At 51.3% G+C, this 19,903-nt stretch carries 17 protein-coding genes; 14 read left to right on the plus strand and 3 right to left on the minus strand.

Annotation, left to right across the window (positions count from 1 at the left end; translation table 11 throughout):
- Positions 1 to 329 precede the first annotated feature (329 nt).
- The 4 genes from P9J64_01025 (at position 330) to P9J64_01040 (ending at position 6,601) form a co-directional block, all read left to right on the plus strand.
- Complete coding sequence (locus tag P9J64_01025) at positions 330 to 1,568, plus strand: hypothetical protein (protein MDG5466898.1); 1,239 nt, start codon at positions 330 to 332, stop codon at positions 1,566 to 1,568.
- 17 nt (positions 1,569 to 1,585) lie between these two features.
- On the plus strand, positions 1,586 to 2,431 hold the full coding sequence (locus tag P9J64_01030) for a cytochrome C (protein MDG5466899.1): 846 nt from the start codon (positions 1,586 to 1,588) through the stop codon (positions 2,429 to 2,431).
- Between the two features lie 50 nt (positions 2,432 to 2,481).
- Positions 2,482 to 4,794, plus strand: a complete 2,313-nt coding sequence (locus P9J64_01035) for a cytochrome c3 family protein (protein MDG5466900.1) — start codon at positions 2,482 to 2,484, stop codon at positions 4,792 to 4,794.
- A 751-nt stretch (positions 4,795 to 5,545) separates the two neighbouring features.
- A complete protein-coding gene (locus tag P9J64_01040) occupies positions 5,546 to 6,601 on the plus strand; it encodes a DUF4382 domain-containing protein (protein MDG5466901.1) in 1,056 nt (351 codons plus the stop codon).
- Positions 6,602 to 6,875: 274 nt separating this feature from the next.
- Here the strand turns inward: P9J64_01040 and P9J64_01045 are convergent, their stop codons facing one another.
- The 3 genes from P9J64_01045 to P9J64_01055 form a co-directional block, all read right to left on the minus strand.
- Complete coding sequence (locus P9J64_01045) at positions 6,876 to 7,664, minus strand: general secretion pathway protein GspB (GenBank protein ID MDG5466902.1); 789 nt, start codon at positions 7,662 to 7,664, stop codon at positions 6,876 to 6,878.
- Complete coding sequence (locus P9J64_01050; GenBank protein ID MDG5466903.1) at positions 7,664 to 9,358, minus strand: AAA family ATPase; 1,695 nt, start codon at positions 9,356 to 9,358, stop codon at positions 7,664 to 7,666. Before P9J64_01050 ends, P9J64_01045 begins: the two co-directional genes overlap by 1 nt.
- A gap of 209 nt (positions 9,359 to 9,567) precedes the next feature.
- Entirely contained in the window at positions 9,568 to 10,170 is a 603-nt protein-coding gene (locus tag P9J64_01055; protein MDG5466904.1) for a Slp family lipoprotein, read from the minus strand.
- A 156-nt stretch (positions 10,171 to 10,326) separates the two neighbouring features.
- Here P9J64_01055 and P9J64_01060 point away from each other — a divergent pair, with 156 nt between their 5' ends.
- The 10 genes from P9J64_01060 (at position 10,327) to P9J64_01105 (ending at position 19,895) form a co-directional block, all read left to right on the plus strand.
- On the plus strand, positions 10,327 to 10,743 hold the full coding sequence (locus tag P9J64_01060; protein ID MDG5466905.1) for a DNA polymerase III subunit chi: 417 nt from the start codon (positions 10,327 to 10,329) through the stop codon (positions 10,741 to 10,743).
- Complete coding sequence (locus P9J64_01065; GenBank protein ID MDG5466906.1) at positions 10,724 to 11,491, plus strand: 16S rRNA (uracil(1498)-N(3))-methyltransferase; 768 nt, start codon at positions 10,724 to 10,726, stop codon at positions 11,489 to 11,491. The genes P9J64_01060 and P9J64_01065 overlap by 20 nt, the downstream gene beginning before the upstream one ends.
- A gap of 341 nt (positions 11,492 to 11,832) precedes the next feature.
- On the plus strand, positions 11,833 to 12,591 hold the full coding sequence (locus P9J64_01070) for an RNA methyltransferase (GenBank protein ID MDG5466907.1): 759 nt from the start codon (positions 11,833 to 11,835) through the stop codon (positions 12,589 to 12,591).
- Positions 12,578 to 12,955 carry a hypothetical protein gene (locus P9J64_01075; protein ID MDG5466908.1) on the plus strand — a complete coding sequence of 126 codons (378 nt, stop codon included), beginning with the start codon at positions 12,578 to 12,580 and terminating at the stop codon, positions 12,953 to 12,955. Before P9J64_01070 ends, P9J64_01075 begins: the two co-directional genes overlap by 14 nt.
- Positions 12,948 to 14,246 (plus strand): 23S rRNA (uracil(1939)-C(5))-methyltransferase RlmD, encoded by a 1,299-nt coding sequence (rlmD, locus tag P9J64_01080; protein MDG5466909.1) that lies wholly within the window; start codon positions 12,948 to 12,950, stop codon positions 14,244 to 14,246. Before P9J64_01075 ends, rlmD begins: the two co-directional genes overlap by 8 nt.
- Positions 14,247 to 14,386: 140 nt before the next feature.
- Positions 14,387 to 14,872 (plus strand): ribosome maturation factor RimP, encoded by a 486-nt coding sequence (rimP, locus tag P9J64_01085; protein ID MDG5466910.1) that lies wholly within the window; start codon positions 14,387 to 14,389, stop codon positions 14,870 to 14,872.
- 72 nt (positions 14,873 to 14,944) lie between these two features.
- Positions 14,945 to 16,270 carry a transcription termination factor NusA gene (gene nusA, locus P9J64_01090; GenBank protein MDG5466911.1) on the plus strand — a complete coding sequence of 442 codons (1,326 nt, stop codon included), beginning with the start codon at positions 14,945 to 14,947 and terminating at the stop codon, positions 16,268 to 16,270.
- A gap of 2 nt (positions 16,271 to 16,272) precedes the next feature.
- On the plus strand, positions 16,273 to 16,869 hold the full coding sequence (locus P9J64_01095; GenBank protein MDG5466912.1) for a DUF448 domain-containing protein: 597 nt from the start codon (positions 16,273 to 16,275) through the stop codon (positions 16,867 to 16,869).
- Positions 16,869 to 19,568 carry a translation initiation factor IF-2 gene (gene infB / locus P9J64_01100; GenBank protein ID MDG5466913.1) on the plus strand — a complete coding sequence of 900 codons (2,700 nt, stop codon included), beginning with the start codon at positions 16,869 to 16,871 and terminating at the stop codon, positions 19,566 to 19,568. The genes P9J64_01095 and infB overlap by 1 nt, the downstream gene beginning before the upstream one ends.
- A gap of 39 nt (positions 19,569 to 19,607) precedes the next feature.
- Entirely contained in the window at positions 19,608 to 19,895 is a 288-nt protein-coding gene (locus P9J64_01105) for a DUF503 domain-containing protein (protein ID MDG5466914.1), read from the plus strand.
- Positions 19,896 to 19,903 lie beyond the last annotated feature (8 nt).

Here is a 19,903-nt window from a genome sequence, read left to right on the forward strand (position 1 = left end):
ACCACGCTAGATTTTGTGCGTTGCCTGGACCTCTTGTCAGATTAAGCAACCTTTTTTCTCCTGAAAATTCGCTGGTTAACAGTCTCTCAGTTTTTTTATGTTGTTATCTTGCTCTAACGAATAATGGTGCTAAAGTTATAAAAAATTCATCGAAACAGGGGGCTAATTCCCCGCGCCTTGATGTGTGATCTTGCAGACAGACTGTTGATACTTAGTAGCTTTTTGAGTGGTGTTTCATTTTGTGAATCATTTTTTTGGGTCGATAATCAGTTTCACCTTCACGATTGTCGTCATGGGTTAGGCAAATCATAAGAATAGCAGGAGGTAATATGAGCGTCTGGCAAGGATTTGTTCCGTGCATGCTCCTGGTGCCGCTGGTCCTCGGGCTGGCTTGTCCGGTTCAGGCGACCGAGATTCATGGTCGAGCAAGTACAGTCATAGAATGGTATGACGATCCACAAGAAGACACCGCTGTTCCTCTTCACCAATACTTGCAGCTCAACCTGACCGATATCGCTGATAAGGGGTACAATTTCAGATTTTACGGGCGACTGGCCGATGACATCGAAAATGAAGTCGATGTCGACAGTCGCCTTTATTATGCCTACTTGGAGAAAAGGGACCTCTTTGATGGCCTTGATTTTCGCCTGGGTCGGCAGTTCATATCGACAACGGCCGGGGCTTCGGTAATGGATGGTCTGGATCTCGACTACACATTTCTGGAGAACTATCACGTCAAGCTTTTTGGTGGTGGTGACGTCACCGAGTACGATGCCTATGATGTCGACTCGAATGGTCTCTGGGGTCTTGAGGCCGGCGGGTTCTTCCTTGACAATGCTCTCGATGCCAATCTCTCATACATGCAGAAATGGTACGATGGTGTCTTGAGCATGGAGCTCATAGGGTTTGATGCCAGCTTTGACTGGGAAGGTAAGCTCTGGCTCTATAATGAAACCCAGTGGGATTACCTGTCCGACCGACTCAGCTACGAACTTGTTGGCGCCAAGTATCGTTTCAATGCTCCCTGGACCTTGCGTCTCGAATATCTCTATTCCCTGCCTGTTTTCTCTTCAACCTCTATCTATTCGGTTTTTGCTGTCGAAGATTACGAAGAAGTTCTCGCCGAGGCAGTCTGGACAATGCAGCCTGGCGTGCAATCGTTCTTCCGTTACTGGCACGAGATTTACGATGAGTTTGCTGACGCCAATGTTTATGAGGCTGGAATCGAAAAACTACGCACCGGAAGATTCTCTGGTTATATCTCCGGGGTCGTTCGTGATGATCCAGATGGCCAGGATTTGTATGGGGTCAAGCTCCGCACTGCTTATCTGTTTACCCCCAAATTTGAGGCCGGTATTGGTGCCGAAATCGACGTTATGGAGAGAGAGATCGCTTATTTCGACACTGATGATTCTGATCAGGATGAGTCGACCAATACGCGTCTCTGGGTATATGGCAGTTATGATTTTACCAAGAAACTTAGCCTGGAGGCTAAATTCGAACGCGTCGAGAGTGATCTTTGGGATTATTACAATCGCGGTCGTGTCCGCCTGAACCTGCTCTTCTGATAAAAAGGAGTGATTTTATGACCCGCAAAGTTCTTTTGAGTCTTACGTTGATGATGGTGGGGGTCACCGTGGTTTGGGCCGGAGACTTCGATCACCAGGCTCATCTCGGCGATTATATCCCCGAGATATCCTGTGATGCCTGTCATCTTGCCGACGCCCAGTCCATTGTCCCTGATACCAAAGTCTGCCTCGATTGCCACGATAAAAACGAAGTGGCCGATGTCAATCTGAAGCAGTCCAAAACACACGGCCCTGTCTGGGCCCTGAATCATCGTGCTGAAGCTAAGGGCCGCGCGATCGATTGTGCTTCCTGTCACTCTCAGGAATATTGTTTGGAGTGCCATAAGTCGGGATTTGCAGATGAAATGGGCGAGTTTGGTAACAACATGATTAATGTCCATCGTGATGACTTCCATATGAGCCATCCGATCGCTGCGCGAACCGACCAGAACCTCTGTTCAAGTTGCCATGAAGCCCGTTTCTGTAGTGACTGTCATGATGATTGGCGCTTCAGGACTGGTGATATTGGCAGCCCCTCGCATCGTCGCAGTTTCGGACTTGGTTTTGATCAGTCTGACATCGACGCCATTCATGCAGGAATTGAATCTTCACAATGTGATTCGTGTCACCTGCAAAGTTCAGTTGCCCCGGATTTCCATTCCTGGTCAATCGGTCATGCCCGGGAAGCCCGCAAGTCGTTGATCACTTGTCAGGCCTGTCATCCCGATGGCGATGTCTGCTTGAGTTGTCATAGCGCCAAAGGGGGGGCGGGCGGTTACAATCCGCATCCCAAGGACTGGAGTGATTTTAAAAACAGACTGGATCGTGCGAGCAACGGCAGAACCTGCCGCAAGTGCCATTGATTGCCAAGATCTTTTTTTAAGGGTTTCTACAGAGAATAGAGGAGGATGACATGCGTACGAAATGGTTGGTTTTCCTTGTTGCAACTTTGGCCGTTTCAACCCTCTGGGGATGCGGCAGTAATGGTGGGTCTGGCGGGAGTGATGTTGGTGGAGATGATCCTGCAACTGTTGATTCTGTTGGGATTCAGAACTGTTCAGTTTGCCACGAGGCATTCAAAATTGCTTGGGATGGTGAAACAAACAGGCACAACAATAACGTAACAGATAGAGATCCACGGCCTTCTAGTGTGGCTGGTCGTGAAGAGTGTGAAGTATGTCATGATCCAACTGGAGACAGTGCCAACGTTTTCCCGAGTAGGCCTGTTGTTGGTTGCGAAGGGTGCCACGGTGGTGGCAGTGCTCACCGAGGTGTTGGGCCCATCCCATACTCGTATCCTGATCCTGAGCAGTGTGCGGCATGTCATGATTCTCATTTTTCTGCGCAATCAAATATAGGAACTGCGGTTTTGGCATCGACGCACAACAATTCGGATGACTTGCACGCCAGCCGTGCCAAATGTCAGCGCTGTCACACCAAGGAAGGTTCATTGGCCTTTTCAGGTTACACGGGTGATAAAGACGTGATGGATCAGATGGATTCTGATAACGATAATGTAACACCTTTTAACGAGGAAGATCTGAATCCAGTGACCTGTACGGCCTGCCATGATGCACATAATGGTGCTCTTCGGGCGGATAGTTTTATTGTACGAAATGATATGAGCAACTGGGATCCCAACGGTAACATGACCGCGGACCAGTTCGATTTTTGCACTAGTTGCCATACTGTCATCAATCAGGATGGCGTTCTGATCGGTTCGGGTAATGAACTTTCAGGGTCATCTCCGGTCTTTCCGGGAACATCTGATGCACCTGCTCCCTGGACTGTTCAGACCGCACCTTTCTACCACAATACGGCGTGGTATCGGACTGCTACAACCACGCATTTCGATAACCCGGCAACCGGGCCACAGGAGTTGGATCGCAATGGCGATTTGAACCAGAATACTGCTATTGAAGGCTACGTTGTTCGCTTGACCGTTGAAGGCGAAAACAATCAGAACCCCTGCTTCGACTGCCACGGTCATGAACTACGCACCAACACCCGTCACTCCATGGATGAACCTGAGGCGGATGATAATCCGGCGGACTTTGGTTCTACCATTCACACGCAATGGGCTTCCTCGGGACATGCGGCCGGCCTCCTGAAAGAGAAGTACGCAGCAGATTCCGGCGACCGTAGCGAGGAAAATGTAGATAACGTCATGTTGGCTTTTGCCAGCGATGATTCATCTAATGGTGGCTTCACTCACTATAATTGGGACCGTACAGGGCGTGCCAGTTGCCAGATGTGTCACACCGCAACCGGTTTCATGAACTACGCCATGGACAATTACGATGATGATGGCCCGGTTTCGCCACCTGGCTACAACGCGGCTAACAACAACTTCTCTCATCTCGCAGGTTGGACAGCTTCTCCAGGCGCCGGTTCTCCGCAGAATGAACTGCTTTACTGTTGGGGCTGCCACGACAACGCAGGTGCCGGGACGCTGCGTGTCACGGGCGCTGTTACTGCGGTTTACACTTACAATGATGAGCCCGTGGTCTTCCCGGATGCTGGCTCTTCCAACACCTGTAACGTTTGCCACTCGGGTCGCGGTAACAATGAGGACGCGTCTACCAGTAGCCGTTTCGCTGGGCACCATGCCCCCGCGGCGGCAGACCTCTACAGCGAAGATAGTCACGTGGCATATGAGTATCCAGGATTGGACTATACTAACGCGTCCTACTTTGCTCACGACATTATTGGGATTAATGCTGATACTCCGGAAACAGGTTCCGGTCCGTGTGTAAGCTGTCACATGGGTGCGGACACAAGCCACACATTCTTTGAAGTTGCTGAAAAGGATGATAATGGCTTCATTATCAACATCCCGAATCAGGCGCTTTGTGATACTTGCCACACTCCTGACGGGCAATTTGAAATGACTCCGGCGATCCTAGAGGAGGAATCGGAAGGCTACCAGCAGGCTGGTGAGTTGTTAAATGACTACCTTAATCAAGAAAACGGTCTCACCAATTATACGGGCGCGGTCATCGACAATGATAACGCTCTAGAAAACGATCGGGGCGCTTTTCAAAACGCAAAGTTCCCAACGGACGAGCCTGGTGGTTTTACCCACAATCGTTTTTATGTAAAGCGGGCGCTGTTTGACGGTATCGATTGGGTTGACAACGGTGTGCTCGACGGGACGATTAGTGATAACTCAGCAGGTTACCCAGAAGCCATGAATTGGCTGGGCACAACCCGACCCACTCCTTAAATTCGGGATATTTTTTTGATCATGTTAAGCCCCCGCTTAGGCGGGGGCTTTATAGTTCTGGACAAAAGTTCTTTTTTTACACCCCACAAAGAAACCAGCCCGTCAATATTGAAAAAGTTGGTTTCTTTGATGTGACGGTTACGGAGAACGTTGTAGCCTATTAATTTTTCTGAATCGAAACACTGAGGCATTTTAACCGATGTACCAACATGCTTTCTCTAGGTATTTAACAAACTCTTCGGGAATCAGAGTTGTTCAAGTCTGGGGGCTATAGGTGAAATGTAAGTCATCAGTCAATCCTCTTCACTCAACAGAGAATTATTTATTCGCACCCTCTGACTAGTCAGATCGACAAGCTAGCTATGCATGCTCCTGGCTAGTAGGAGCTTCCGATTGCTCAAATCTCTGGAAAGGTAAAAGTAGAGTGTCGCCGTTTTAGAAGTCGATTTGTCAATGAGGCGTGATTTAGGACTTTCAATAGCAACTGCCTTAGTTTGTTCGCTCTTTGACAGCCCCCTTTCTCTTTGGTGCTTTTGTACTTCAGCCTAGCGTGGAACCTTGTGTTTTTCAACGACATTATCCTGCACAAAATCGTGATCACTTTGCCAGTTAGCTTGCCACTAAAGTTTCTGGTGGTAAAATTACAATTCATTCACAAATAAACCCAAAAGCATGAGCCCAGGCGATCCTCTCTCACTGTGGCAGGCTCATGGCTGTTAAGAAACCATGATTGATTTGTCGGGAGGTGGACATGAAGACCATTCATTTCAGATTGTTGTGTGGATTACTAGTCGCCGGGGTGCCTTTTCTGCTGCTGGCTGCATGTGGTGGCGGTGGTAGCGACGGCAGCAGCAGTTCCTCATCCGTAACCTCAACTTCAGGGACCGTAAGCATCGGACTTACAGACAACCAGGTCGGCTACAATGCCGTTGTGCTGACAATCAAGGAGGTCGGAATCGTCTCCAGTAACAATGCGAAAACCTATTACAACTCCACAGATTACAACTCCACGGTCCTGGGCGATCTTCCAGCAACAGTCAATGTCCTGGATTACCCGGGAGAGCAAACCTTTCACCTCGCTGATATCGAGGTTGACCTGCCTGAGAACGGCGACCAGGTCTGCTTCAAACAGATTCGTTTGGTCCTGGCGGCAGAAGGAGATCCGGACTGCAAAGAAGAGTTCTGTAACTACGTGGTTCTAATAGATGACCCGACCAAGCATGAGTTAAAAACACCGAGTGGACAACAATCAGGGGTCAAGATCCTGACGCCTAATGATTTTTGCATCGAAGAGGGCAACGACACGGCGAAGGTCACGATCGACTTTGATCCGGCCAAAGCCATCGTCGACAACCCCAACAAGTATATTCTTAAACCAACTGGCATCCGCATCATCGAGGGCAGCTGGAGCACAGCGCCTGTGAGTTTTATTGACGGTTTGGTCGCTGTTCCGACTTATAACTCAGCAGCAAGTTGCGACGAGCTTGAGACTGTGCCAGAAGTCACAGTGACCGCTTATGACCAGGGGACTACTGAACCAGCGAGTCAGACTGCGGCGCTGACAGAGGGGCCTGTGACCGGCGCAGACATATGTACCGAGTGGTGTGCGGAAGACCTCGATCCAGACAGCTGTGAGACCGCTTGTACTGGCGATCTGTTGTCGGAATGCTACTACAGCGGCAGCTTTAAACTGCTTCTGTCAGACATGGCGACATATGATCTGGAAGCAACCTGGGAAAACTTTAGTGCGGCATTGCCTACGGTAGAATATAACTCTACTGTATTTCTTGAGCTAACAGAGGATTAGTCGCTCATATTCGTGATGCTTAAAAAAACAGACGTTCTGCGGGTTTCTCGCCGCCAGCTGAGGGTCCAGTCCCCATAGCCACAAATCACAAAAACAAGCCCCGCTCATTTCAGGCGGGGCTTGTCAGTTCTTCAGGGCGTCAACAAATGCTCCAGCTCTTTTGTTTTGCTGGTGTGAATCACAGGATTCGATCCTGTCTTGTTCTGGATAGGCCCGAGGCAGCCGAATTGTTGCGTTCAGTTTGTCGACTTAATATTGTCGCCGCCAATCTTATCTATCGAGCACTGTGCAACTCGAAGATCTTCCCATTAAAACCAAGGATTACACCGGCTGGCGTGATTTCGACAAGCTCCAGTTCCCTGCTCACCCAATCCCCTTCACGCAGCAGGCGGTCGTTAATTCTCACAAGACTGCGGTCAGGGTCCTTGTTGTAAAAGTGCATACTCATATTGACCGGGGCTATTCGGTTACGCAATTCGTTGGACAAGTCGGAGTAGAGGGGTAAACGTGTTGAATCTGGATTAAATGATTCATTGTTGAGCTCTTGCGGTTCCGGTTGCGCTATCACAACGGTTTCAACAGGGGCTTCTATGGTCTGAATCTTTCTGTCCGCAGTAGAAAAAATCCTTCCTGAGAGAGGGGCTGATTGTGTGGTTGTCGGCGATCCAAGTGACCGTGGAACAGGGGCCGGTTCAACTGATATGGCTGGTTGAGGGACAGCACTTGTTGTTTCGGGGGCTGTCTTCGCGATCTCTGGTTGCAGGATTTCTGGCCTAGGGGGATTTATTGCCGTATCGGACGTCGCGACCTTCTGTGTATGGGCTGAGTTCGTCGACTGGATGACTTCCGAGGGTGACGTCTGCGATGTGTCTGTCTGAATATAATACCACCAGCCACTAAACATTATGAGAGACAGCAACCCGGACACCAGCCAGGGGAAAAGGCGGCTGCCATAAGGGCTTGCTTGCAGGGAGAGAATGCGTTTTTGCACTTTTTTTGATGGTGAGTTCTGCTGCTGTCGCTGCTGCTCAGATTTCTTAAGGGCTTCAAGGATAAAGGACATCAACTCTCTCCTTGCTGTGATAGTCGGGGCCCGGGGAGTTTGCTCGCGGTATTGAGATGAATCATCGACATCGGGCCGAGAACACCATCCGGAGTCAGTCCATTGCTGAATTGGAAGCGCTTGAAGGACCCGAGGAGTGTCCCTTCGAGGCGAACTTCATGGCCGGTGGCCTCATAGACCTCAAGTTGCTGAAGCGTCTCCGCCAACCAACTGACCGAGGCGCCTCTTTCGCCCGGCTGCAAAAGCTTTCGCTTAAACGGGGGTTGCTGCCAGAGCAAAAGATATTCTCCAAACCAGCGTGACGTGATTGCTGAAAGGGCCAGCTCGTGCTGAGTGTTGCCGGCAATGAAAAGTGCGCTGTCCTCATTCAACCCTGATATGACGACATGGAAAGGAGCACCCTCATCATTATAGAGCGTCAGAACCGCGGGGCGATTCATGTTACGTAAAGTCTCCAGGCTGTCCTTGCGTGCCAGGCAACCAAGATCATGTTCATTGGCATAGCTACAGTAATCGTGACGCTCAGCAGCTAAAGAGAGGCCCCACAAGCCTGCTAAGTCAGTAATCGCTTGTTCCTTGCTCTGGTCCGTGGCGAAATCCATTGGCCAGGTCATGGGGAGAGTCTCAACAGGACTGTCGATTGAATCCGAAGACGGCTCCGGAGAGCTTTCTGCGATAACTGCTGGCTGTGCTTGCAGCGGAGGGCTCGTCACGGGCGTAGCTGCAGGAGTGTCGGTGGCAGAGATTGGAGCGACTAATGTGGCAGAGGGCAGGTCGGTCTTGGCGAAAAGGGACCCCTTCAACGACCAGAAACCGAAGATGACCAGGACCAGCACAAAGGTGGCTAAACCCATGACCGGAGCCGTTATCCGATGTCTGCTTGGCTGAAGATCGCCGAGTACTTCACCGGCAGCCTGATTGAGAATCTTGCTGTCGACCTGTTGACATTCCAGCGCATAAGCCCCGAGCAGAGAACGGTCGCAGACCAGGTTGATCAGGCGCGGAATGCCGCCTGTGAGCTGCCAAATGGTTTTATTGAGGGTGTCGGGAAAGAGTGGTCGATTGCAGCCGGCAATATTCAGGCGATGTCGAATATAGGAACCGATCTCGCCGGCATCGAGCGGGCCCAGATGGCAGCGGGCGGTGACCCGCTGCGAGAGCTGACGCATTTCCTGGCGATTGAGGATCTGCAGCAGCTCAGGTTGGCCGAGCAGTACGATCTGCAGTAACTTGTAGCGGTTTGTCTCAAGGTTGGTCAGTAGTCGCAGTTGTTCGAGAACGTCGATGGAGAGGTTCTGAGCCTCGTCGATAATCAGGACGGTTTTGCGGCCGTGTGCATTGGCTTCGAGCAGGTAGCTGTTAAGCCGATCGACCAGCTGTTTGATGCTGCCCTGTTCCGGCCGGGTTATATGGAGTTCGTCACAGATGGTTTCAAGCAGTTCGATGACGCTGACTTTGGGATTGAGGACGTAGGCAATCACGACGTTCTCAGGCAGCTGCTCAAGGAGGCTTCGGCAGAGGGTCGTTTTGCCGGCCCCGACCTCTCCAGTCAGAAGGACGAAACCACCGTCACTCTTGACCCCGTATTTCAGGTGTGCAAAAGCCTCTCGATGATGCTCACTCATGTAAAGATAGAGTGGATCGGGCGCGATCGAGAAAGGGTTTTCATTGAGGCCAAAATATGACGTATACATAGGATCCCAGGCAAGGGTGACTATACATTCAAGTGTTTGACATTATAAAGCAATATGGACAAGTGTGCCAGCATTCGTTGGTCAGAAAAAAAACTAAATAACAGGCTCCGTAAAGCCAGTGCGGAGCTATGACAAATACCGTATTTGCAAAGGCTGGGGTTTTACTTTAACAGTCGACATCTTTCTGGAACGCTTCAGACAACGCCGTCTTATTTCCGAGATTGGTAGACGGAAGGGCTGTACCAGTACTGCGTATATGGATAGATGCTGTAACTCGAATCATAAGGGTTACGGTTCGAGTCCCCACGTCGGCCTACGTAATAAGGGTAGTCCGGACCATAAACACGGTGAATCCCGTAGCGGAACGGGCTCTCCCAGGGATAAATTTCATTGAGCTCCAAGACAGGGTAGGTATAATCGTGTTCATCTAAGAGGCGGGTTTCCTGACCGAGGACAACACCGGCCAGTGTGACCAGGACTCCGGGCTCGTAAATTGCCGGGTCAAGCGACTGTTTTGATTTAACCAGGAAACGACGGACGTCATCTCCAAGATAGGCAGGTTCCCCCCAGCGATTCAGCCGCCATTCGATAATTTCCAGTACGGTTCCCTCATCAATGTTTTCAGATGCAACGATGACCCCACCAAGCAGAAGCTGCTGGTCGAGGAAAGCTGATGGGTTCTCGCTGACCATTGCGAAGGTGGTTTGCGGAACAACCTGCTTTCGGGCTTCTTCTGAAATCGGGTGCATGCACGCCGTCAGCAACACGATTACGAAAAGTGTCTGAACTTTTAAATGTCGTGTGAGGGTCATTAAGTGTCCTCCGCGATTACAGTGCCTCTGCTAATTATTTTACCAGAAAAATTTGCTGATTGTAATGCGCACTGATCAATGACAGTTGTTGACCTTGAAAATAGGGATTTGCTAGAGTGCATCTCCATTTGCAAATGATTGCTCGGGAGCCTCAACTTGACCACCATCGAATTCATCAAACTGAACCGCCCTGAACGCGCCGCTGTCCTCTGTGAACTTGCAGAAGAGTTCTATCTTTCTGGGCAACGTGTGCTCGTTATGGTTAAGGACGATAACCAGGGGGTAACCCTGGATCGCTTTATGTGGACCTGGAAACAGGGAGCCTTCGTTCCGCATGTCTACGATAATGGCTCTGTTGACTGTCACGATGAAGCCGTGGTGATCGTTGCCGGGGAGGAGAACCCCAACGGCGCCGAGGTGCTTTTGATGGGGGCCAGCTGCAGCAATGAGTTCATTCGACTCTTCCGACACGCTATCGATTTCGCCGAAGCCTTTGATGAAGATAGACTTGAAATGTCGCGTGAACGTTTTAAAGGTTACCGGGAGAATGGTTTTGCCCCAGTCATGCGTTAATAATGGCGGCCAGGCTAGCCTGATCAGGCTGGACCATGTTCCGCAACTTGATCAAGAGGCGCCTCTTTCAGAAAAAGCGCTGCGAGCTCTGGGTCTCTGGCAGGCAAGTGCAGGTGAGGTTGTGACCGTCATCGATGAACAGATGACGTCATACCTTGCTCGCTTGACCAGCCTTGAGGGAGGCTCTGCCTCCTGCGTCCCTTTCCAGCGATTGCGCACACCGGTTGAAAGCCCTATCCAGATCGAAGTCTACCTGTCTTTGCCTGACGAAGAGGGTTTTGAGCAGCTCTTGCAAAGGCTGACCGAACTCGGTGTTAACCGGATCGTGTCAATTCAGTCTGAGTGCTCAGCGGCTCAGGAAGAGCGTGCCTCAAGGCAGGAGAAGTCACATGGCTGGGCGGAGGTGATCCGTAAGGCTTCTCGCCAATGCAGGCGAGCCATGCTCCCTGAGCTCCTTGAAGTTCATTCTTTTACCGAGGCGCTCAGTTGTGCCGCTACTAAAGAATTGAAGCTGATGCTCCATGAAGGTGACACCACCTGGTCTTTGACGGAAGGCTTCGGCTCCTTTAAACCGCAAAGTGTTGCTCTGCTGGTTGGCCCCGAAGGGGGCTTTTCTGCTGATGAGGTTGAGCAGGCCCAAGCTGAAGGGGTTTTACCGGTCAGCCTTGGCCCGCGGATCCTGCGCACCAAAACGGCAGCTGTTGTTGCTGCTGCGTTGGTGCAGAGTTACCTGGGTGACCTCAATTGAAGTCTGTATGTAAGCTTTGTTTAGAATTAAGTGGTCTCAAAAGCCAAACAAATGAAAAACATTTTAATGCATTAAAAACGGGCCTATAACCCAAACTAAGGGAATACGTCTTTTCACCAAAGCAGTAAGAGCTGAAATCAAAAGATCAACGCAAAGACGCTAAGAAAAGCCAAGAAAGACGCAAAGGATGACTATGTTTTTTTTGAAGAGGTTTTCTTTGCGGGCTTTCTCTGCCTCTTCGCGCGTTTGCGTTAAATGGTTTTAGGTGTTGGTACTGAGAATTACAATAATAGTGACACATACAACGGCCCAGTTTTCAATACTGGCAGCTAAGGCTTAAAATGAATTTAGATAATCTCAGTGTTGTCCTCGTGGAGTCACGCGGGGAACGAAATATAGGCTCTGTTGCGCGTGCCATGGCTAACTTTGGTGTCAGCGATCTGCGCCTGGTGGCGCCGGTGGTTGATCATCTTCATGACGAAGCCCGCAAAATGGCGGTTAAAGCGACGCCTCTGCTGGAACAGGCCACCGTTTATCCTGACCTGAAGTCGGCGCTTGACGACTGTCATTACGCTTATGCTACGACCCGGCGTTTTGGCAAGTACAGGGTTGACTTTCATCATCCCGATAGCGCAGCAAAAGAGTTGCTACCTTTGCTTGACGGAGGTCGGGTGGCTCTGGTTTTCGGTCGTGAAGATAAGGGCTTGAAGACGGAAGAGCTGGATCTCTGCCAGCGTCTGATTACGATTCCCACCTGCGGTACCATCGCATCGATGAACCTAGCCCAGTCTGTTGTGATCTGTCTCTATGAGCTGGGCAAACAGTATGGAGAAGCCTTGGGCAATGTCCAGGGTGAGAGGAAGCTTGCCAACATCGAGCAACTGGAAGTCCTCTTTGACCATATGCGCGAGACCTTGCTCAGAATCAAGTACCTGAATCCCCAGAACCCGGAGCATATCATGCGCTCTTACCGGCAGATGTTTGGCCGTGCTGCCCTCGATGAGCGCGAAGTCAGGATCCTGCGCGGGCTTATGAGTGAGATAGACATTGTCGAAGATGAACGGCAAGCGTTGCTCGGGAGCGTTGATGATAACGATTAGAGAGGAAAGGCTGGATAATGGCCTGAAGATTCTCTTTGATGATGAGAGCAATCGGTATTTTGGCGATTACCATCGCGTCTGTATTCAGATCACTCTCGTGTGCGCTCTTGACGTATTACCTGTGGCTAATAGCGATGACGAAGCTTTCCGCGATAGTGCCATCGCTAATTTGGGCAAGGAGTTGAAAGTCATTAAGCGTCTTGAGCGTATGGGCGTGCCTACCGCAGCTGTCGAAGGGGTGCGTCAATCGATGATTGAGGCTTTCATGGAAAACGCATCTCCCTATCTTAATCGTCCTGAATATCCACGTTCTCTTGTTGCTGCTGAGCTGAACAAGCGGCGCACCCATTCATTCTATGGCTGAAATTATCAGGAACCTTGAAATAACCTCTCTTGTCCATGGCGGACGGGGGATTGGTCGTCATGAGGGTAAGGCTGTGTTTGTTCCGCTCGTGGCCCCTGGTGATCGGATTGATTGCCGGGTCGTGAAATCCAAAAAACGCTTTGCCGAAGCCGAACTCATCGAAATTATTGTTCCGTCACCCTTCAGGCGTGAGCCACCCTGTGCTTTTTTCGGTGCTTGCGGCGGTTGTCAGTGGCAACACCTCCCTTATTCTGAACAGCTACGCTGGAAGGGGCAGAACTTTTCCGACCAGCTGGTTCGCAGCAAGATGGTTCAGGCGGATCGTATTAAACCGATTGTGGCTGCGCCGGACGAATGGTGTTACCGTAACCGGGTTCAGCTTAAGACCCACTTTTCTGCTGATGGTCTTGCCCTCGGTTTTTACCGCCATGGCTCGCATAGCGTCGTTGATATCGATCATTGTCGTCTGGTTTCTCCACCCCTGCAGAAAGTTTTGTCTCTTTTGCGCGAGAACTTGCAAGGGATGGACAACGCCGAGTCTGTGGAGCAGGTCGATCTCGCTTGCGGTGACGATGGCAACGTTCGTCTTCTCCTGTACGTCCGCCCACAAGGATATGAGTCCCTTCGTGGGCAGTTGCAGAGCTTTGCTGCGCGTTACTCTTTGAATGCCTGCATCAAAACCGTAGAACAGGGCTCAGTAGAGATCGTCCACGGTGAAGGAGAGTTGACAGTCACCATAGATCAGCCTGCTCTTGCACTCCGTTATGGGCCCGGCGGGTTTGTTCAGGTTAACTCGAGCCAGAATCGCGCTATGATCAGCAACATGCTTGAGCTTCTCGACCTCAAAGGCAACGAAAAGGTTTTTGACCTTTTCTGTGGTATGGGTAACTTCAGTCTGCCGCTTGCCCGCAGGGCTGGACATGTGGTCGGTATCGAAGATTATGCCCCTTCTATTGATATGGCGAGGCTTAACGCTGAGGCCAACCAGGTCAGGAACGTCGAGTTTTTTGCTGCTGATGCCTTGGCTATTATAGATCGCTTCAAAGGTGAGAATCTCGATCTGGTTGTTCTCGACCCCCCACGCACCGGTAACTACGAGGTGGTCAACCAGCTTTTGCAGCTTAAACCTGAAAGGGTCCTGTATGTGTCCTGCGACCCGGCGACTCTCGCTCGTGATCTGGTGCCGATGGTCAGCGGCGATTACGAGGTGATCTCCAGCCAGCCTTTCGACCTCTTTCCGCAAACCTGGCATATCGAAAGCATGACCTTGCTGCAGAAAGTGTCGCATTGAGTTTCTCGAAAGCCGTTTTGACAGCCAATGAATGACTTTTCCCTTGCATTGCCGGGGGAACTTTGATAGTAAACTCTCTATTAACTTTTCATACGAAAAGTGAGCTTCGCGGCTCGCTTTTTTTGTTTTGGTAAATAGCGATGCGAGAAGATAACCTGACACAAATTGAAACACTGGTCCTGCCGATTCTTGATGACCTCGGTTATGAACTGGTTGATCTTCAGTTACAACAAGATGGCAAACAGTTGGCTTTGCGGATCTTTGTTGACAAACCTGCTGGGATCACACTTGACGACTGTGTCGAAGTGAGCCGTGAGGTGAGTGCTATACTCGAAGTCGAAGACCCGATCAGGTCCGCTTATCGCCTTGAGGTGTCTTCACCTGGTCTGGATAGGCCTTTGAAAAAGGCTACCGATTTTAAACGTTTCGTGGGCAAGAAAGCCAGGCTGAAGAGCAAGAACCTGATTGACCCGGACCAGCGGGGTACAACCCGTAAGACTTTCGTCGGCACCTTGTTAGGTTTTGAAGATGACAATGTGCGACTCGAACTGACTGACAAGCTGGGCGGCGTGATTGCGATACCGCTGGCCGATCTTGATAAGGCAAATCTGGAAGAAGAGTTTTAGTAAAACGTATTACAAATACAGACTTCAACAGCAGCCACCACCGTGAAAGAGTGGGGTATGCAGGGGGAAGGGATGAATATCAACCTGAATCACATTATCGACCAGGTGGTCAAAGACAAAGGGATCGACCGCGCTGTGTTGGTTGAGGCTCTTGAGGCTGCCGTGCTTTCGGCAGCGAACAAGAAATATCGCAATACCCGCGATCTCGAGGCTCACTTTAACGATGAAATCGGTGAAGTCGAAGTCTTCGAGTTTGTCACTGTTGTTGAAGAAGTGGAAAACTCTTACCAGGAAATTGATCTTGGTGAGGCGCAAGAAATTGACCCTGATGTAGAAGTTGGTGACTCCCTCGGTATGAAGATGGATGCCAGCAGCTTTAGTCGTATTGCTGCACAGACTGCCAAACAAGTGATTATTCAGAAGGTTCGTGAAGCCGAGCGTGAAGGCGTCTTCAATGAATTCAAGGATCGTCTCGGCGAGTTGGTCAACGGTATCGTGCGTCGTTACGAGCGTGGTGACCTGATTATTGACCTTGGCCGTACCGAGGCCTTGTTGCCTCATCGTGAGCAGGTTCCTCGTGAGAATTATCGCCAGGGCGACCGTGTTCGCGCTTACATCTCTGATGTCCGCATGGCAACCAAGGGCCCGCAGATTATTCTTTCTCGGACCCATCCAGCCCTTTTGATTGAACTTTTCAAAATGGAGGTTCCGGAAGTTTCTGAAGGTATCGTTGAGATCAAGGCAGTTTCCCGAGAGCCGGGTAGCCGCGCCAAGATCGCCGTGCTTTCCAATGACCCGGACGTCGACCCGATCGGAGCTTGTGTTGGTATGCGTGGCGCGCGTGTCCAGAATGTCGTTTCCGAGTTACGCGGTGAAAAGATTGATATCATCAACTGGACGCCAGATATTGCACGTTTTGCCTGCGCTGCTCTCTCACCGGCAGAAGTGACCCGTGTTTACGTCGATAACGACGAAGAGTCGTTGGAGATGATTGTTCCTGATGATCAGCTCTCTCTGGCCATCGGCAAGAAAGGGCAGAATGTTCGTCTTGCCGCCAAGTTGACCGGCTGGAAAATTGATATCATGAGCGAAACCCGTGCAGCCGAAGCTGAGCTCGACGAGTTGACCGGTGGCGGCGGCAATAATGACGCCGCAGAGGAAGCAGAGGCTGCTGAACTTCTCAGTGCAATGACCGCCAAGGACGCCATTGCGTTCATTCAGACGGCAGAGTCAGCTGAGCAGTTGACCACCATGGCTGAAGGTGAAACACGCGTCACTGTGACCCGTGCTCTTGAGGCCAGAGTTGAAGAGCTGACTGCTGACGAGAACGCTGCTGACGAGAACGCTGCTGACGAGAACGCTGCTGACGAGAACGCTGCTGACGAGAAAGCGGAGTAAGAGTGACACAAGGCCGACGGCAACCGCAGCGAACATGTTTGGGCTGTCGCCAGGTTAAAGACCAGGCAGAGCTGATACGCTTCGTCTGCTCGCCGGAGGGTGAGGTGCTGGCGGACTTGAAAAGTCGCTTGCCGGGACGCGGCGCTTACCTTTGCAATTGCCGAAGCTGTATTGAGACGGCTGTGCAGAGAAAACAGTTTGACCGGGCTTTTCGCAAGAGTTGTCAGCCCATTGCCAGTGATAGCCTTATTGAGGCCGTCAGGCAGGAGCTCCTTGCTCATCTTGCCAGTCTCTTAGGCATGGCGAGAAAATCGGCGAAATTTGTAGCTGGCAGTAATGCCGTGCTAGACGCGTTGGGCCGCAGGAAACTATTGGCTGTTGTCATTCTGGCCAAAGACATCTCACCCCAAATTGGTGAGAAGGTCAGGCGCAAAGCTGAGCACCAAGATATAGTAACGACGAAATTATTCGACAAAGTAGAGCTTGGCCGCATACTCGGGCGTGCGGAAAGAAGTGTCGTGGGTTTGCCCGATGGAAAGTTGGCGGAAGCATTTCTTCATGATCTGTACCGTTATCAGGATATCTCAGGGGAAAGTTGATGGCTAAAATTCGTGTTTATGAATTGGCGACTAAATTGGGTCTGGACAACAAAGAGATTGTTGACAAACTTAATCAGGCCGGCATTGAGGTCAAGAACCATATGAGTGCACTGGAAGAAGAGGTGGCACTCAAGTTCGAGTCGTCTCAATCGCACCAGGCTGACGCAGCAACGGTAGACGAGACTGTCGAAGTCAAGGTTAAGGAAGAGCGTCTCGGCTCAGGTCTGATCCGTCGCCGTCGAAAGACTGTCGTCAAAGAAGAGCCGGTCGCTGAAGAGCCTGTGGTTGCAGCTGAAGTGCCTACTCCTGCTGTCGCATCTGAGCCAGAGGCTGAAGAGCCAGCTCCCTCTACAGAGGAAGTGGTCGCGCAGGAGGCTGATGCTCCTGTCGAAAAGGCCAAGGATGCCGATGAGTCTGCAGCGGTTGTTGAGGCTGCGGCTGAGGTCTCTGACGAGGCCCCCGTTGCAACAGAAGTTGTTGCAGCTGAAGCTGAAGAGAAGCCTGAGAAGGCAGCGGTCGCAAAGAAGAAGACCAAGAAAGATTCGAATTCCACTGCCAAGATCCTTGGCCGTGTTGAGCTACCGAAGCCTGCAGAAAGACCTCGCCGTCAGCCTGCTGCTGCCGATAAAGGCAAGAGACCTGCTCCGGGTTCTCGCCCGGATCGTCCGGCACGCCCGGCTCGGCCAGCGGCGCCAAGAGCCGCTGGTGCTCCTGGAGCTCCGATGGTCCCTGACGTCCCTTCAGAAAAAGAGGGCCGTTCGAAAAAGAAAAAGAAGGGCGGCCGTGAGGCTGCTGGTGCTCGTCCTGAGGCGGGCGGTCCACGTCGCAAGAGCAAAAGAGAGGTTTACGAGCCCGATCGCAACGAACGCTACCGTAAGGGCCGTAAAGCTAACCGACCTGCCAAAAAGACCGAAATCACGCAGTCGAAAGCGATCAAGCGTAAAATCAGGATTACCGACGTTATTACCATCGGTGAGCTGGCCAAGCGCATGGGTGTCAAAGCCAACGACCTGATCAAAGAGTTGATGCGTCAGGGTCAGATGGTGACCATCAACCATCCTCTCGATTTCGAGTCTGCTGCTATTCTGGCTTCGGAATTCGGCTACGAAGTCGAAAACGTCGCTTTCGATGAGGATACCATCCTCGCGCATTCGAGCCTCGATGAGACAGTCGATGACGATGAGAACCAGGAGCCTCGTCCTCCGGTCATTACCATCATGGGTCACGTCGACCACGGTAAAACGAGCCTGCTTGATGCTATTCGCGAAGCCAAGGTGACCGAAGGTGAGGCCGGCGGCATCACCCAGCATATCGGTGCCTACGATGTTGATCTTGATGGTCGCAAAATGACATTTCTTGATACTCCTGGTCACGAAGCGTTTACTTCGATGCGCGCCCGTGGCGCAGAAATCACTGATATCGTGGTTCTCGTTGTTGCTGCTGATGATGGTGCCATGCCGCAGACCAAGGAGGCGATCAACCACTCCAAGGCTGCCGGAGTACCCATCATTGTTGCTGTCAATAAAATTGACAAGCCGGGAGCCAACCCTGACAAGGTCATGCAGGAACTTTCCGAGCTCGAGCTTCTTCCCGAAGATTGGGGCGGTGAGACGATCTATGTCAATGTCTCTGCCAAGGAGCACACCAATATCGATAAACTTCTGGAGATGATCTTGCTCCAGGCTGAAGTTCTTGAATTGAAAGCCAATCCGAACAAACGTGCCCAAGGCGCTGTTGTTGAGGCCCGCCTTGATAAAGGCCGCGGACCTGTCACTACGGTTCTGGTTCAAAAGGGGACCTTAAAGGTTGGCGACCCAATCGTTGCCGGTCTGCATTATGGTCGTGTCAGGTCAATGACCAACGACCGTGGCATGGCTGTTGAAGCTGCTGGCCCGTCGTTCCCGGTCGAGGTGACTGGTCTGACCGGAGTGCCGGAAGCTGGTGAATCCTTCCATGCGGTTGAAGACGAAAAAACGGCCAAAGATGTTGCCCAGCATCGTCATCATAAAATTCGTGAGGCCGAACTTGCCAGAAGCAGCAAGGTCTCTCTGGAAGAACTCTATGCCCGGATCCAGGAAGGCGACGTCAAAGAGCTCAAGGTTATTGTTAAGGCCGACGTTCAGGGCTCTGCCGAGGCTGTCTCAGGCACCTTGACGAAGCTTTCTACCGATGCCTGCCGCCTGATCGTTATTCACTCCGGTGTTGGTGGTATTACGGAAACAGACATCAGCCTGGCTTCAGCTTCAGATGCGATCGTTCTTGGCTTTAATGTTCGTCCGGCGCCTAAGGCAAGTGCCCTGGCCGAGCTTGAAGGTGTTGATATCCGTCTCTACAACGTTATCTACGACGCAGTTAATGACATCAAGGACGCCATGGAAGGTCTGCTCGCGCCGACCCTCAAGGAAGTTGATCTCGGTCGTGCAGAAGTCCGCGAGGCTTTCAATGTCACCAAGGTTGGTACCGTTGCCGGTTGCTATGTTGTCTCCGGCAAGATCTTGCGAAACGCCCACGCCCGCCTGTTGCGCGACGATGTCGTGATCTGGACCGGCAAGCTTTCTTCGCTGCGGCGCTTCAAGGATGATGTCAAGGAAGTCAATAACAACTACGAATGTGGTATCGGCCTCGAGAATTACAATGACGTCAAGCCCGGCGATATCATCGAAGCTTACGAGATCAAGGAGTTCAAAACAGCCCTCTAAAGGTCGTTGCAGCCTGTTGGCTGGGCCATGTGAGTTTATATGGTGATCGGTGTTCTGCAGTTGGACCTGCGCCTGCATGGACCGCAGAGTCTTAAACAGAAGCGTGGTGTGATCCAGAAAGTCCTGGCTCGTTGTCGTAATCGATTTCCGGCAAGTTGCGCAGAAGTAGGGCACCAGGAGCTGTGGCAAAGGGCTTTGTTAGGTTTTGCGGTTGTCAGTTCTTCAGAGCATGTTGTCGCGCCGATCTTAACGCGTATAGAATGTGAAGTGCTTGCATCGGGTGAACTGGACTTGGTCAACGCTGAAACAGAATTCATCCACTATTGATAAACGTA

The organism is Deltaproteobacteria bacterium IMCC39524 (assembly GCA_029667085.1).
Classification (GTDB): domain Bacteria; phylum Desulfobacterota; class Desulfuromonadia; order Desulfuromonadales; family BM103; genus M0040.